Here is a 15,042-nt window from a genome sequence, read left to right as displayed (position 1 = left end):
AGTTAGATCGAGGTGATGCCATCGCAGGCAAGCCAGCTCCCACATAAGCCAGCTCCCACAGTGGTTTTGCGTCAGGTCTTGGCTTTTTTCTTCGGCACGATCTTGCGCAACACGCGCTGCGCCAGGCGCTTGAGCTTCGACTCTTTCTCCGGCTCTGCCAGGCCTTGCTGCCTGAGCCAATCCTTCCAGCGAATCCGCTCATCACGCACCAACCAACCCTCCTGCTGGGCGAAGCTTTCCGCCAGGTATAGGCCTCGCGTGCTCGCTGGGTAGAGTTGGTCTTTCTTGACGGTGTACAGCTCGGCCAGGGGCTGGCCGTCCTTCAAGGGCATCAGGTACAGGTCCGGACGCTGGCGGTCCAGGCGGGCCACCAGTTGGTCGCCTTCCAGGCGTTCATCCACATGGAACAGGCTCAAGGATTTGGCTTCCTTGGGCACTTCCAGGCGCAGGTCGTAGATCAACTGCAGCGACGCCGTGGGCAAGTGCACGTAGGCTCGCGGCCGTTCGATAAGCTGGGTGGTGGCGCAACGCACCGGTCGTGCTGCACCCGACAAGGGGCTCAGGCGAAACGGCAGGGCTTCACGGTAATGCAGTGCAGCGGAGTAGGGCGCGGGCAGCCAGGTGTCGTTGAAACGTCCTCCGAGCCAGCCTTCCGGGGTTTCCAGCAAGCACTCCTCGGCGATTTCCTGGATGGCGGTGTGCAGCGGCAGGTTCAGTTCGTGGGCGGGGACGTAGCCGGAGATCAGCTTGAGCACCACGTCACCACGGTCTTGGCGGCGCTGGCGCACCAGCACCCAGTAATCCTTGTTTTGCCAGTGCAGGGTCAGGCGTACCGACACCCCCAGGTTGGCCAGCTCCAGGGCGAATCGCTCGGGGTCTGCCACTTCTACCGGCTTGCGCCGTTGCAGGGTCTGGGCAAAGTTGAGCGGCATGCCCACGCTCTGGTAGCTCAGGCCTTCGGGGGTGGCTTCGACGTGCAGCGGCAGTGTTTTGAAATTGCTGGGGTTTTTTCTTATGAGCGTTCGCGGCATGTCGGCTCCTTCTTGCGACGGGGTCGGCCGCGTGGGCGGCATCAGAGTTGACGAATGACCTGGGCAGCGGTCGCCACGTTATGGGCCAGGTGCAGCGGGTTAATGGTCCCGACAATAGCACTGGCGACGCCCGTTTGCGCAAACAACAACATGAAACTGGCTCGAATTGGATCCATTCCTGGCTCCAGGCAAACGTGGCCACTGGCCAAGGCCTTTTTCACCAGGATGCCTTTGCCGTGGGCGGCTGCATAATCAATGACGGCTTTCTCGGCTTGTTCGTTCAAATTGTAGGTGACCATTGCGCAATCACCGCGTTCCAGAGCCTTTACGCCGCCTTCAACAGTTTTGCCGGAAAAGCCGAAACCACGGATCTTGCCTTCCTTTTTCAGCGCCTCGAGGGTCGGGTAAACCTCACACTCGTTGAGGATGTGCATGTCATTGCCGTCGGAATGCACCAGCACCAGGTCGATAAAATCAGTTTCAAGCCGTTTCAAGCTGCGCTCGATCGACATCCGGGTATGGGCCTCGCTGAAGTCGTGGCTGGACAGCCCCTCTTCGAACTCTTCGCCGACCTTGCTGACGATCACCCAGTCCTTGCGCTGGTCGCGCAGCAGCGGCCCCAGGCGTTCTTCGCTGCGGCCATAAGCCGGCGCGGTGTCGATCAGGTTGATGCCCAATTCGCGGGCCTGGCGCAGCAGCATCCGCGCCTCGTCGTCGCCCGGTATCTGGAAGCCGCTGGGGTATTTCACCCCTTGGTCACGGCCCAGCTTCACGGTGCCCAGGCCCAGGGGCGATACCAGCAGGCCAGTGCTGCCCAGGGGGCGATGCAGATCGTGCAAGGTTGGCAGGGTCATGGCAGCAGTTGCTCCCAGGCAGGTACGCCGATGGCGGGTTTTGGCAATTCGGGCAGGGGCTCACGCGTGGCTGGGTGGATGCCGTCGCGTTCCAGGCTGCTGATCACTCGGTCGGCAAAGTCCGGCGCCAGGGCCAGCTTGGTTGGCCAGCCCACCAACAGGCGGCCCTGCTCAGCGAGGAAGGCGTTGTCGGGGCGGGTGAGGCCCGATTGCAGGGGTTCGGCGCGGTCGACGCGCAAGGTGGCCCATTGTGTCTGGCTCATGTCGATCCAGGGCAGCAACTGCGCCAGCTCTTTTTGCGCAGTGGCGATTTGTTCTTCTGGCGTGCGCGCTACGCCGTCAGCCTCGGCAATATCGCCGCCCATGTACCACACCCAGTTGCCGTCGGCGGCCGGGTGGGTGGTGACGGTGATGCGCGGCTTGGTGCCGCCACCCAGGCAGTGGGCGTACAGCGGTTTCAGGCCGGGGCCCTTGGCGATGATCATGTGCAGCGGGCGCGTCTGCATGGCCGGTTGGCTCAAACCCAGGGCCGTCAACAGCTCTGCCGTGCCGGCACCGGCACTCAGTACGATGCGCTGGGCGCGGATCTCGCGGCCATCCACCTTCAGGCCCACCAGCGTGTCGTCTTCGAGCAGTGGTTCGATTTGCTGGCCGGCGAGCAAGCCGTCACCGGCCAGGTGCGCCAGGCGGTCGATCAGGCTGGGCACGTCGATGACCAGTTCCGCCAGGCGATAGACCTTGCCCTTGAAACGGCGGTCCTGCAGGGCCGGGGGCAGGTCGTCGCCCTTGACCTGGTCGACGCGGCCACGCACGGCCTTGCTGGCGAAGAAACTGGTGAGGTTGCCGGCGAGGGTACCAGGGGACCACAGGTAATGGGCTTCGGAGAGCAAGCGCACGCCGCTCAGGTCCAGCTCACCCTTGCCCGCCAGGGCTTCGCGCCAGCGGCGCGGCATATCGGCGATGGCTTCGGACGCGCCGGTGAGGGCGCCGTGCAGGGCGTATTTCGCACCGCCGTGGATGATCCCCTGGGACTTCACGCTTTGCCCGCCACCCAAAGTAGCGCTTTCCACCACCACCGTGGAAAACCCCTGGCGGCGCAGGCGCGCATTCAGCCAGAGGCCGGCAACCCCGGCGCCGACAATCAGAACGTCGGTGGAAATAACGGATGGCATGGGCGACCTCAGTGTTCAAGACAAGAGGCGCAGTATACAGGGATCGAAATGGGTGGGCGCCCGACGGGTATCAGTGCCCGGCAGTTTTCGAGAATAGCTGGATCACCACCACGCCCAGTACGATCAGGCCCATGCCCATGATCGCCGGCGTATCGAGTTTCTGCCCATAGATGAACAGCGCCGCGACACTGACCATCACGATCCCCATCCCCGCCCAGACCGCGTAGGCCACGCCCACCGGTACAGTGCGCACCACCAGCGTCAGCATCCAGAACGCCACGCCATAACCGACGATGACCAGCAACAGGGGAATGGGAGTGCTCCACCCCTTGATGGCTTTCATCGAAACGGTCGCGATCACTTCCGAGCAGATGGCAATGGCCAGATAGACGTAGGCGGCATTCATGGTGGTAATCCTCGGAGTGGGTTTCTACAGGGTTGGCATTTTAGGGGTTCGACGGATGGGGTAAAGTCATTACCTATCCGAATTAAAGATGGGTTGAGCCATGAGTGTGCAATGGAACCTGGACCAGATGCGCCTGTTTGTCAGCGTCGCCGAGCAGCGTTCGTTTTCGGCCGTGGCGCGTGGTCAGCGCAAGGCGCAGTCGGCGGTGAGCAACGCGATTGCCTTGCTGGAAGCGGACTTGGGGCTGACCCTGTTTGAGCGCAGCAGCGGGCGCCAGCCCACGTTGACCGAGGCCGGTAGCGTGTTGCTGGAGGAGGCACGCGAAGTGTTGCGCCAATGTGAACGCCTGAATGGTCGGGCATTGTCGTTGACGCGTGGCGAGGAAGCCTTGCTGCGCCTGGCCCAGGACGAAGCCATGTTGTTCCAGCCGGTACTCGATAGCCTCGAAGCGTTGGCCGGGCAGTACCCGCATTTGGAAGTGCAACTGTCCAGCGCTGCCCAGGGTGACGTGGCGCGCAAATTGGTGGAGCGCAAGGCTGACCTGGGCCTGTTGTTCTATCACGACCAGATCCCCGAGGCCCTTGAGCGGCGGGTGGTGGGCAGTGTGGAAATGGTCACGGTCTGTGGCGTGAATCACCCACTGGCGAAAGAGACCTACGTGGATTGCCAACGCCTGGCGCAATTTCGCCAGTTGCTGATGTCGACCCAGACCAGCGTCTACCCCGGCAGTGAGGCCGCGAGCCCTCTGGTGTGGCGCGCCGACAGCTTCTACGTACTGGCCGAATGGTTGATGAGCGGCCTGGGCTGGGCCTGGCTGCCCCGACATATCGTGCAGTACCCGACTTACCAGCAACAGATGGTCGAGCTGGATAGCGAATGGACGCCGCCGGCCCTGGTGGTGGAGCTGGTGTGGCGCCGCGATGAGCACCTGGGCCCCGCTGCGCGCTTCCTGGCCAAACGTTTTGCTGAGTGCTTGCAGGCGATTGACTGAAAAAGCCGATAAACTCCGCCGCCATGAATAGAACTCTCTACAGCTGTCTGTTTTACCTGGCGCTGCCGTTGGTGGCTTTACGTCTGTGGCTGCGTGCGCGCAAGGCGCCGGCCTACGCCAAGCGCGTCGGCGAGCGGTTTTCCTACGGCTTGCCGGTGATGCAGCCGGGCGGGATCTGGGTGCACGCGGTGTCGGTGGGCGAGAGCATCGCCGCTGCGCCGATGGTGCGCGAGTTGCTGCAGCGCCATCCCACGTTGCCGATCACGGTCACGTGCATGACGCCGACCGGCTCCGAGCGCATCCAGGCGATGTTTGCCCATGAACCGCGCATCCAGCACTGCTACCTGCCCTATGACGTGCCCTGTGCGGCCAAGCGTTTCCTTGATCGTGTGCAGCCGAAACTGGCGGTAATCGTGGAAACCGAACTGTGGCCCAACCACATTCACGCCTGTGCCCAGCGCGGAATTCCGGTGGCGCTGGCCAATGCGCGTTTGTCGGCGCGCTCGGCCAAGGGCTATGGCCGTTTTGCCAAGCTGACCGCGCCGATGCTGGCCGAGATGAGTTTGCTGGCGGTGCAGACGCACACCGAAGCCCGGCGTTTCCTGAGCCTTGGCGCCCGCCCGGAAACCGTCGAGGTGACCGGTTCGATCAAGTTTGACCTGACCGTTGACCCGCAGTTGCCGGTGCGTGCCGCCGCGTTGCGCGAACAGTGGGGCGCCAGCGAGCGCCCGGTGTGGATCGCCGCCAGCACCCACGAAGGTGAAGACGAGGTGGTGCTGGCAGCCCATCGCCAGTTGCTCGACAGCTACCCGAACGCGCTGCTGATTCTGGTGCCGCGTCATCAGGAACGTTTCGGCCCGATGTTCGAGCTGTGCCAGCAGCAAGGGTTTGCCACGGTGCGCCGCTCCAGTGGCGAGCCGGTCACGCCGCAGACTTCGGTGTTGCTCGGCGACACCATGGGCGAGTTGCTGTTTTTGTATGCGCTGGCCGACAGCGCCTTTGTCGGCGGCAGCCTGGTGCCCACCGGCGGCCACAACCCGTTGGAACCTGCAGCGCTGGCGCTGCCGGTGATCATGGGGCCGCAGGTGTTCAACTTCCTCGAAATCACCGCGATGATGCGCGAAGCGGGGGCGTTGCGTGAGGTGGATGACGCGCAAGGTTTGGCCGAGGCGGTGCGCCAATTGTTCGAGCTGCCGCAGGATGCGCGCAAGATGGGGCAGGCGGGTTTGGCCGTGATGCAGGCCAACCAGGGCGCGTTAAAGCGCTTGCTGGATGGCCTCGATCGTTTGATCAACCGATAACGCTGTGGGAGCTGGCTTGCCTGCGATTGCATCACCTCGGTACTTCAGTTGCACCGAGGTGTCTGCATCGCAGGCAAGCCAGCTCCCACACTGGTTTTGTGGTGGGCTTAATTACCCGGGCGGGCCTTGAGCTGCTCGGCCGCGGCTTTGGCCAAGTCGGGCGGCAGGAAGTCCTTGTCCGGGTTGTAGTCAGCCTTGAGGTAGCGCGTCAGGTCCTGCAGATCCCCCGGGTTCAAGGTGCCCGCGGCCTGCTTCAGGCGCAGGTTGTCGAGGATGTAGTCGTAGCGGCTGTTGTTGTAGTTGCGCACCGACGAGTAGAGCTGGCGCTGTGAGTCCAGTACGTCGACGATGTTGCGCGTACCCACCTGGTAACCGATCTCCGTGGCTTCCACCGCGCTCTGGTTCGAGATGATCGACTGGCGGCGTGCCTGTACCTGTTCCACGTCGGTGTTCACTGCTCGGTGCAGGTTGCGCGTGTTTTCCACCACCTGGCGGCGCAGGCCTTCACGTTGCTGTTCGGTCTGGTCCAGGCGCGAATAGGATTCACGCACTTGCGAGCTGGTCAGGCCGCCGCTGTAGATCGGGATGTTCAAGCGCAGGCCGATAGTGCGCTGGGACACATCGCCCCCGTAGGGCACCGGCAACTGGTTCGGGTTGCTGAAGCCCAACGCATCGTTGTCACCTTTTTCATATTGCGCCACGGCGTCTAGGGTCGGAGCGTGACCGGCCTTGCGCTGCTTGAGGGTTTCTTCGGCGGCGGTCACCGCGTAGTTACTGGCGAGCAGGTTCAGGTTCTGGCGGCCGGCCGTTTCAACCCAGGCCTTGGCGTCGTTCGGTGCTGGTGGCAGCACCGGCAGCGTGTGAACAATGCCCTGGATCGAGTTGTACTGGCGATTGGTCAGGGTGATCAGCGCCTCGAAGGCGTCATCCACCTGGCGCTGGGCGACGATGCGGTTGGCGCGCGCCGTGTCGTAGCTGGCTTGGGATTGCAGCACGTCGGTCTTGTCCGACAGGCCGACATCGAAGCGTTCGTTGGACTGATCGAGTTGGCGCTTGAAGGCGTTTTCTTCGGCCTTGGTCGAAGCCAGGTTGTCCTGGGCACGCAGTACAGCGAAGTAGTTTTCCGCGCTTTGCAGGATCAGGTTCTGCTCAGTGGCCGAAAGTTGCAGCGAGGCCTGCTCGTTGACGGCTTCGGCAGCCTGCAGCTGGAACCAGCGATCGGCACGAAACAGCGGCTGGCTGAGGGTGGCCCGCCAGGAGTGCGCATCACGGTTGACGGTGGCGGCGGGCTGGTCGATCTGGGTGCGCACGTTGTTGCTGTCGGCGCCGGCCGACAGGTTCGGCAGCAACCCGGCGCGGGCCTGGGGCACCACTTCTTTCTGCGCGCCGTATTGGGCGCGGGCAGCGGCCAGGTCGGCGTTGTTGTTTACCGCCTCCTGGTAGACGCTGACCAAGTCGGTCTTGGCGGACAAGGGCGCTTCTGCTGCCCAGACCATTCCGTTGGTCGCACAAGACACGGCGAGAGCCAGTGAGAGTTTGCGCAGCATGAGGCGATCCCTAGAGTGAATATTACGGCGATAATTTAGCGCCCAAGGCTAAGGCTGGCCATTCCTGGCGTCAAGCCTTGGGGCAGCTCCCGAGTGTAGTGGCCGGATCACGGCACAACAATCCTGCAATCACGCCATTCATCACGCTGAATGCACCGCCATTGGCAATTTGCCCTCGGCATGGTCTAGACTGGCCGCGTTCTTGTCGGGGTGCCTTGTTGGAAGGCTGAGATCGGTAAATACCGGATCCCGTTGAACCTGATCAGGTTAGCGCCTGCGTAGGGAACAAGATTTCTCGTCACCCGGCGAGTCCTCTTGTGCTTCGTCCGGGATGCTGTTCATTTATAGAGCAGCCCTCGTGCGCCAAGCACAGCACTGGTTTCAGTGCGTCCATCCGTCCCAGGTTCGCTCCGACAAAAATCCACCGCCTGGATAGTTGGAGAGCCTGTGATGACGACAAAACTAAAAAATACCGTGCACCTGAGTGAATCGGCCAAGGTCGACTCCGGCTCCGTGCAGCCGTTTACCCGCTCGCAAAAAATCTACGTACAAGGCACCCGCCCGGACATTCGCGTGCCGATGCGCGAAATCAGCCTGGACGTGACCCCCACCGATTTCGGCGGTGAAATCAACGCCCCTGTCACTGTGTACGACACCTCCGGCCCCTACACCGACCCCAATGTGATCATCGATGTGCGTAAAGGCCTGGCCGATGTGCGCTCGCCGTGGATCGAAGTGCGCAACGACACCGAGCGCCTGCCAGGTCTCACTTCGCACTTCGGCCAACAGCGCCTGAGCGACGCCGAGCTGACCGCCCTGCGCTTCGCCCACGTGAAAAACCCGCGCCGCGCCAAGGCCGGTGCCAACGTCACGCAGATGCACTACGCGCGCAAAGGCATCATCACCGCCGAGATGGAATACGTCGCCATCCGCGAAAACATGAAGCTCGAAGAAGCCCGCGCCACCGGCCTGCTCGACCAGCAGCACGCCGGCCACAGCTTCGGCGCCAGTGTGCCGAAGATCATCACCCCTGAATTCGTGCGCGAAGAAATCGCCCGTGGTCGCGCAATCATCCCGGCCAACATCAACCACACCGAACTGGAACCGATGATCATCGGCCGTAACTTCCTGGTGAAGATCAACGGCAACATCGGTAACAGCGCCCTGGGTTCGTCCATCGAAGAAGAAGTGGCGAAACTGACCTGGGGCATCCGCTGGGGCTCGGACACCGTGATGGACTTGTCCACCGGCAAGCACATCCATGAAACCCGCGAGTGGATCATCCGCAACTCGCCGGTGCCGATCGGCACGGTGCCGATCTACCAGGCCCTGGAAAAAGTCGGCGGCGCCGCCGAAGACCTGACCTGGGAGCTGTTCCGCGACACCCTGATCGAACAGGCCGAGCAGGGCGTCGACTACTTCACCATCCACGCCGGTGTGCTGCTGCGCTATGTGCCGCTGACCGCCAAGCGTGTCACTGGCATCGTGTCCCGTGGCGGCTCGATCATGGCCAAATGGTGCCTGGCGCACCACAAAGAGAACTTCACCTACACGCATTTCGACGAAATCTGCGAAATCATGAAGGCCTACGACGTCAGCTTCTCCCTTGGCGATGGCCTGCGCCCGGGCTCGATTGCCGACGCCAACGACGCCGCGCAATTCGGCGAGCTGGAAACCCTCGGCGAGCTGACCAAGACCGCCTGGAAGCACGACGTGCAAACCATGATCGAAGGCCCTGGCCACGTGCCGATGCAGTTGATCAAGGAGAACATGGACAAGCAGCTGGAATGCTGTGACGAGGCGCCGTTCTACACCCTAGGCCCGCTGACCACCGACATTGCGCCGGGCTACGACCACATCACCTCGGGGATTGGCGCGGCGATGATCGGCTGGTTCGGTTGCGCCATGCTGTGCTACGTCACGCCCAAGGAGCACCTGGGCTTGCCGAACAAGGATGACGTGAAGACCGGGATCATCACCTACAAGATCGCTGCACACGCGGCGGACTTGGCCAAGGGGCACCCGGGCGCGCAGATCCGCGACAACGCCTTGAGCAAGGCGCGCTTCGAATTCCGTTGGGAAGACCAGTTCAACCTCGGCCTGGACCCGGACACCGCGCGTTCGTACCACGACGAAACCCTGCCGAAGGATTCGGCCAAGGTCGCACACTTCTGCTCGATGTGCGGGCCGAAGTTCTGCTCGATGAAAATCACCCAGGAAGTGCGTGAGTACGCGGCCAACCAACGCATCGAGGCGGTGGACGTGGACGTGGCCAAGGGCTTGGCCGAGCAGGCGGAGCGGTTCAAGCAGGAAGGCAGCCAGCTCTACAAGAAGGTCTGATCCGGGAGCGCGGGCGCCTGTAAGGGCCTCTTCGCGAGCAAGCCCGCTCCCACATTTGAATGTGTTCACAACTCAAAATGTGGGAGCGGGCTTGCCCGCGAAAGCAATCTTTCAAACAACAAATGTCCCTCTGAGATAGCCCCCTTGAGCATTCAACCCAGCACTTACTCTCCTGATATTGCAGTGCCGAGTGACAAACGCGTCTTCGGCGCCCGCGACCTGTTCTCCCTGTGGTTCTCCCTCGGCATCGGCCTGATGGTCTTGCAAACCGGCGCGCTGCTGGCGCCGGGCCTGGGTTTGTCCGGTTCCTTGCTGGCAATCTTCCTGGGCACCCTGGTGGGCGTGCTGTTGCTGGCCGCCGTCGGCGTGATCGGCAGCGACACTGGCCTGTCCGCCATGGCCGCGCTCAAACTCAGCCTCGGTGCCAAAGGCGCCAGCCTGCCGGCGCTGTTGAACCTGTTGCAACTGGTTGGCTGGGGTTCGTTCGAGATCATCGTGATGCGCGACGCCGCCAGCCTGCTGGGCGCCCGTGCCTTCAGCGACGGCAGCCTGTTGGCCAGTCCGTTGTTGTGGGCGCTGTTTTTCGGCGGCTTGGCGACCTTGCTCGCCGTGAGCGGCCCGTTGACGTTCGTACGCCAGATCCTGCGCAAGTGGGGCATCTGGCTGCTGCTCGCCGCCTGCCTGTGGCTGACCTGGAACCTGTTCGCCAAGGCCGACCTTGCCGCGCTTTGGGCCAAATCCGGTGACGGCTCAATGCCGTTTGCCGTGGGGTTTGATATCGCGATCGCCATGCCGCTGTCGTGGCTGCCGTTGATCGCCGATTACTCGCGCTTCGGCAAACGCGCAAAAAGCGTGTTCGGCGGCACTGCGCTGGGATTCTTTATCGGTAACTTCTGGCTGATGAGCCTGGGCGTGGCCTACACACTGGCGTTTGCGCCAAGCGGTGAAGTGAATGCGCTGTTGCTGGCGCTGGCCGGTGCGGGCCTAGGGATTCCGCTGTTGCTGATCCTGTTGGACGAGTCGGAAAACGCCTTTGCCGACATTCACTCTGCAGCAGTCTCCAGCGGCATTTTGTTGCGCTTGAAAGTCGAGCACCTGGCCTTGGCCATCGGTGTGATCTGCACCCTGATCGCCTGCTTTGCGCCGTTGGCGCAGTACCAGAACTTCCTGTTGTTGATTGGCTCGGTGTTTGCGCCGCTGTTCGGCGTGGTGCTGGTGGATCACTTCATCCTGCGCCGTCGTGGCGAGGGCGTGGTTGCCAGCCTGCGTTGGCCGTCGCTGCTGGCCTGGTTGGGTGGCATTGCGACTTACCACCTGCTGGCCAATCTGTATCCGGATGTCGGTGCGACCCTGCCGGCACTGGTGCTGGCAGGGCTGTTGCAATTGGTGCTGGGCCGCGCCGTCAGTGGCGTGCGGGCATCAGCTCAGGCTTGAGTACACCGGTGAGGCGCGCGTAGGGGATGGTCATTTCGATCAGCCCCAACGCGTACGGGCCAATGGTGGCCACGTTGTACTTGAGCACCACGCCGTTGCTGGTCAGCGCCACGTTCGGGGTTTTCTGGAACGGCCAGTTCTTCACGAACTCCGGGTCACGGTCCATCTGCGAGTTGATCAGCCAGCTGTTGTGGGCGACTTTGGCCGTATTCCAGAACGCCTGCTCCTGGCCCGGCAGCAACATGTCGGTCAGGCTCAGCTCTTTGTGCAGGATGCGTGAATAGTTGATGAAGCCACGGCCGGGCTCGCCGTGGGCGGCGCCAGTGTCCAGGTAGCTGGAGACTTCGATGATCACCAGTCCGTCATGCTGCTCACGTACCTTGGCTTGCAGGTACATGCTGTTGCGGTCGGCGGACTCGCGCAGGAACTTGTCCCGGTAGGCATTCAAGGTGGGCGGCACGCTGGCGCCCGGCGTGGTGCGGGTCATCTGCAGCAGGCGCTGTTCCACCAGGGCGTCCAGTTGCGGCTCGGTGGGGAAGTGCACGGTATCAATGTTCACCAGCGGGCAATCCGGGCTGTCGCAGCCGGGCTTGATCTGTTCCGAGGCGTCCGGCGTGGTGTCCAGCGGCTTGAGGTAGCTGGGTTGGAACAGGCTCTGGCAGGCGCCCAGGGTCAGCGCGATACAGGCCACAGAGGCGATTTTCAAAAGCGACATGGAAGTCCTTCGTCTAGCGATAAGAGCGAAATTTGTGGAGCTTCGACTACCGACAAAGCAGTCAGTTCGCCACTAAGCTGATTAGTGGGGGCGTTCTCAATTAGTTTCCCCGTCGCGTTGTCGCCTTAAAGCGGGCCAGGCAAGGCGCAGGCCGCAGGGAATGGTGTTCCCTTTTCAAGGCCTGCAACGCAGCATGGCCCGCTTTAAGGCACAACCCGAAGGGCCGGGCCTGTTGCTGCGCAGGGCTGCGTTGCTCGAAGCTTATTTGGAAAACCAAACTACGCTTCTCGCGCCTTGCCCTGCACAGCAGCAGGCCCGGCGCGACGGGGAAACTAATTGAGAATGCCCCCAGAGTTTGACGCCCGCCGTCTATCCCGGCAACTGGAAAGGGGCTGCACCAAGGGGCGGGAGCGCGTTAGGATGGCGCCCATTGCACCGGCACTACGAGGAAGGATATGACGGACATTGCGAAATCGACGCCGAGCAAGATCGAGATTGTTCAGCGTGACAATGCCTACCAGGGCTTCTACAAGCTTGATCGCGTGCAGCTGCGTCACGAGAAGTTCGACGGCGGCATGAGCCGGGTGATCAACCGTGAGGTCTTTGTGCGTCATGACGCCGTGTGCGTATTGCCTTACGACCCGCAGCGCGATGAAGTGGTGTTGATCGAGCAGTTTCGCGTAGGCGCCATGGGCCGTACCGACAACCCCTGGCTGGTGGAAATGGTCGCCGGCCTGATCGATAAGGATGAAGAGCCGGAGGAGGTTGCACACCGCGAAGCCGAGGAGGAAGCTGGGCTGACGTTCTCCGCGTTGTGGCCGATCACCAAGTATTTCCCTTCGCCCGGCGGCAGTACCGAGTTTGTCCACCTGTACCTCGGCCGTTGCGACAGCAAAGGCGCAGGTGGCGTCCATGGATTGGAAGAAGAGGCTGAAGATATCCGCGTCACCACTTGGGCGTTCGAGGATGCCCTGCAAGCGGTGCGCGACGGCAGAATTTCCAACGCAGCCAGCATCATCGCCCTGCAATGGCTTGCGCTTAATCGCGCGGAAGTGAGGGGGTTATGGCAGTAAAGGCACGGGAACGTTATCGAGTTGACCTGGTGGGGCTGCAAGCGGCCTGCGAGGCCAACTATGCGCGATTGATGCGCCTGCTTCCCGACATGCGCCACACGCCTGAGGCGCGGCGCATTGCCGTGACCCACGGCGACCAGATGCTCGGCGTGCTGACCCTGGAGGTCATGCTCACCTGCCCGTACACCACCACCCTGCGGGTGCGCCAGGAGCACAGCCTACCCTGGCTGCCGGTGCCGCAGTTGGAAGTGCAGGTGTACCACGACGCGCGGATGGCCGAAGTGATCAGCGCCGAACATGCGCGACGCTTTCGCAGCATCTATCCTTACCCCAACGTGTTCATGCACCAGCCCGATGAGAAAGCACAGCTCAATGTGTTCCTCGGCGAGTGGTTGAGTCACTGCCTGGCCCTGGGCCACGAGTTCGAAGTCGTGCGGTAGATGTGAACTGTGTCCGCTTCCTTGGGTTTCCCCTTTGTGTCCTGCCCAGCATAATCACGCCAACTGTCCATTCCTGTGATTGCCTAGGGAGAGCGCCTTGCCGAGCGTATCCACCGTGAGCCCCGACGCTTCGGCGTTGCTGGTGCAACTGTCCGACAGCCACCTGTTTGCCGAGGCCGACGGCACGCTGCTGGGCATGAACACCCGCGAAAGCCTGCAGCGGGTGATCGACTTGGTGTGCGCGCAGCAGCCGCAGATCGACCTGATACTGGCCACGGGCGACCTTTCCCAGGACGGTACGCTGGCGTCGTACCAGCAGTTTCGCGAGATGACCCGGGCCATCGACGCTCCGGCGCGCTGGATTCCGGGCAACCACGACGAGCCGCAGATCATGGCGCACGCCGCCATACACAGCGATTTGCTGGAGCCGGTGGTCGACATCGGCAACTGGCGCGTCACCCTGCTGGACTCCGCCGTGCCGGGTTCGGTGCCGGGTTATCTGCAGGACCAACAATTGCAATTGCTCGCCCAGGCCTTGAGCGAGGCGCCGAACAGGCACCATCTGGTGTGCTTCCATCACCATCCGGTACCGATCGGCAGCGCGTGGATGGAGCCTATCGGCCTGCGCAACCCTGACGCGCTGTTTGCCGTGCTTGATCGCTTCCCGCAGGTCAAGGCGGTGCTCTGGGGTCATGTGCATCAGGAAATCGACCGCCAGCGCAATGGCGTGCGGTTGCTGGCTTCGCCGTCCACCTGTATCCAGTTCGCGCCGGGCAGCGAGGACTTCAACGTCAGCGAGCAGGCGCCGGGTTACCGCTGGCTGCGCCTGCACCCCGACGGACGGTTGGAGACAGGCATTGAACGGGTCCAGGGCTTCGCCTTCACCGTGGATTACGGCAGCAACGGTTATTAAAAGCTGAAAACACTGATCAAAATGTGGGAGCTGGCTTGCCTGCGATAGCGGTGTGTCAGTCACACATTTATTGGCAGGTAGACCGCCATCGCAGGCAAGCCAGCTCCCACATGGGATCTTCGGTGTCTTGAAGATTGAGGGCCTCACACACCACCCCGATCCCTGTAAACTGCGCCTCTTTGGCTGATGCACGGAGAGCCCGGCATGTCTGCTTCGATCCTCTATATCCACGGTTTCAACAGTGCGCCGGCGTCCAACAAGGCCACTCAGTTGACTACCGTGATGGGCGCACTCGGCCTGGCCGACCAACTGCGTGTGCCGGCTTTGCATCACCACCCACGCCAGGCGATTCCCCAGTTGGAAGCGGCGATTGCCGAACTGGGGCGGCCACTGCTGGTCGGCAGCTCACTCGGCGGCTACTATGCAACCCATCTTGCCGAACGCCATGGCCTCAAGGCGCTGCTGGTCAACCCGGCCGTCAGCCCGCATCGCATGTTCGACGGTTACCTGGGCACCCAGAAGAACCTCTACACCGATGAAACCTGGGAACTGACCCACGACCACGTCACGGCCCTGGCCGAGCTGGAAGTGCCGGCGCCCCAGGATGCCGCGCGTTATCAGGTGTGGTTGCAGACCGGGGATGAAACCCTGGATTATCGCCTTGCCCAACAGTATTACCGGGCCTGTGCCTTGCGGATCCAGGCGGGTGGCGATCATGGTTACCAGGGGTTTGCCCGGCAGTTACCGGCAATGCTGAGTTTTGCCGGCATTGGCCCTGATCACTATCAATCCTTCGATTTCGCAGCTCTTTGAAAATCGCAGGTC

14 protein-coding genes and 1 riboswitch are annotated in these 15,042 nt (G+C 62.4%); of the genes, 8 read left to right on the top strand and 6 right to left on the bottom strand.

The annotated features are described in order from the left end of the window. Positions 1 to 71: 71 nt before the first annotated feature. The 4 genes from M2394_RS12450 to M2394_RS12435 all read right to left on the bottom strand — a co-directional run bounded on the left by M2394_RS12450 (position 72) and on the right by M2394_RS12435 (position 3,463). Entirely contained in the window at positions 72 to 1,031 is a 960-nt protein-coding gene (locus M2394_RS12450; RefSeq protein ID WP_259172681.1) for a metal ABC transporter ATPase, read from the bottom strand. A 41-nt stretch (positions 1,032 to 1,072) separates the two neighbouring features. After that, positions 1,073 to 1,885: an aldo/keto reductase gene (locus M2394_RS12445; protein WP_178918655.1), complete on the bottom strand. Its 813-nt coding sequence runs from the start codon at positions 1,883 to 1,885 to the stop codon at positions 1,073 to 1,075. Further along, complete coding sequence (locus M2394_RS12440; protein ID WP_259172680.1) at positions 1,882 to 3,057, bottom strand: FAD-binding oxidoreductase; 1,176 nt, start codon at positions 3,055 to 3,057, stop codon at positions 1,882 to 1,884. Before M2394_RS12440 ends, M2394_RS12445 begins: the two co-directional genes overlap by 4 nt. 70 nt (positions 3,058 to 3,127) lie before the next feature. Continuing rightward, the gene (locus tag M2394_RS12435) at positions 3,128 to 3,463 is read right to left on the bottom strand and encodes a multidrug efflux SMR transporter (protein ID WP_178918657.1); all 336 of its coding nucleotides are present in this window, start codon (positions 3,461 to 3,463) and stop codon (positions 3,128 to 3,130) included. A gap of 100 nt (positions 3,464 to 3,563) precedes the next feature. Between M2394_RS12435 and M2394_RS12430 the strand changes: the two genes are divergently transcribed. Both M2394_RS12430 and waaA read left to right on the top strand, forming a co-directional pair. Next, positions 3,564 to 4,454, top strand: coding sequence for a LysR family transcriptional regulator (locus tag M2394_RS12430; protein WP_178918658.1), 891 nt, complete (start codon positions 3,564 to 3,566; stop codon positions 4,452 to 4,454). A gap of 23 nt (positions 4,455 to 4,477) precedes the next feature. Continuing rightward, positions 4,478 to 5,755: a lipid IV(A) 3-deoxy-D-manno-octulosonic acid transferase gene (gene waaA / locus M2394_RS12425; protein ID WP_259172679.1), complete on the top strand. Its 1,278-nt coding sequence runs from the start codon at positions 4,478 to 4,480 to the stop codon at positions 5,753 to 5,755. A gap of 107 nt (positions 5,756 to 5,862) precedes the next feature. On the opposite strand, the gene M2394_RS12420 is transcribed toward waaA, so the two are convergent. Next, positions 5,863 to 7,302, bottom strand: coding sequence for a TolC family outer membrane protein (locus tag M2394_RS12420; protein WP_176997159.1), 1,440 nt, complete (start codon positions 7,300 to 7,302; stop codon positions 5,863 to 5,865). A gap of 196 nt (positions 7,303 to 7,498) precedes the next feature. After that, a riboswitch (TPP riboswitch) is annotated at positions 7,499 to 7,604 on the top strand. A 148-nt stretch (positions 7,605 to 7,752) separates the two neighbouring features. Here M2394_RS12420 and thiC point away from each other — a divergent pair. Both thiC and cytX read left to right on the top strand, forming a co-directional pair. After that, a complete protein-coding gene (thiC, locus tag M2394_RS12415; protein WP_259172678.1) occupies positions 7,753 to 9,642 on the top strand; it encodes a phosphomethylpyrimidine synthase ThiC in 1,890 nt (629 codons plus the stop codon). A gap of 144 nt (positions 9,643 to 9,786) precedes the next feature. Then, complete coding sequence (gene cytX, locus M2394_RS12410) at positions 9,787 to 11,076, top strand: putative hydroxymethylpyrimidine transporter CytX (protein WP_259172677.1); 1,290 nt, start codon at positions 9,787 to 9,789, stop codon at positions 11,074 to 11,076. Here cytX and M2394_RS12405 read toward each other — a convergent pair. After that, on the bottom strand, positions 11,045 to 11,791 hold the full coding sequence (locus tag M2394_RS12405) for an RsiV family protein (RefSeq protein WP_259172676.1): 747 nt from the start codon (positions 11,789 to 11,791) through the stop codon (positions 11,045 to 11,047). The genes cytX and M2394_RS12405 overlap by 32 nt on opposite strands. 455 nt (positions 11,792 to 12,246) lie before the next feature. On the opposite strand from M2394_RS12405, the gene M2394_RS12400 reads away from it, so the two are divergent. The 4 genes from M2394_RS12400 to M2394_RS12385 all read left to right on the top strand — a co-directional run bounded on the left by M2394_RS12400 (position 12,247) and on the right by M2394_RS12385 (position 15,030). Further along, entirely contained in the window at positions 12,247 to 12,864 is a 618-nt protein-coding gene (locus M2394_RS12400; RefSeq protein ID WP_259172675.1) for an NUDIX domain-containing protein, read from the top strand. Beyond that, positions 12,855 to 13,304 (top strand): DUF1249 domain-containing protein, encoded by a 450-nt coding sequence (locus M2394_RS12395; RefSeq protein WP_176997154.1) that lies wholly within the window; start codon positions 12,855 to 12,857, stop codon positions 13,302 to 13,304. Before M2394_RS12400 ends, M2394_RS12395 begins: the two co-directional genes overlap by 10 nt. 97 nt (positions 13,305 to 13,401) lie before the next feature. After that, complete coding sequence (gene cpdA, locus M2394_RS12390) at positions 13,402 to 14,217, top strand: 3',5'-cyclic-AMP phosphodiesterase (protein ID WP_259172674.1); 816 nt, start codon at positions 13,402 to 13,404, stop codon at positions 14,215 to 14,217. Positions 14,218 to 14,421: 204 nt separating this feature from the next. Continuing rightward, positions 14,422 to 15,030 carry a YqiA/YcfP family alpha/beta fold hydrolase gene (locus M2394_RS12385; protein ID WP_178918665.1) on the top strand — a complete coding sequence of 203 codons (609 nt, stop codon included), beginning with the start codon at positions 14,422 to 14,424 and terminating at the stop codon, positions 15,028 to 15,030. Positions 15,031 to 15,042: the final 12 nt, after the last annotated feature.

This window comes from Pseudomonas sp. BIGb0164 (assembly GCF_024810135.1).
Classification (GTDB): domain Bacteria; phylum Pseudomonadota; class Gammaproteobacteria; order Pseudomonadales; family Pseudomonadaceae; genus Aquipseudomonas.
This window is presented reverse-complemented; position numbering and strand designations above follow the sequence as displayed.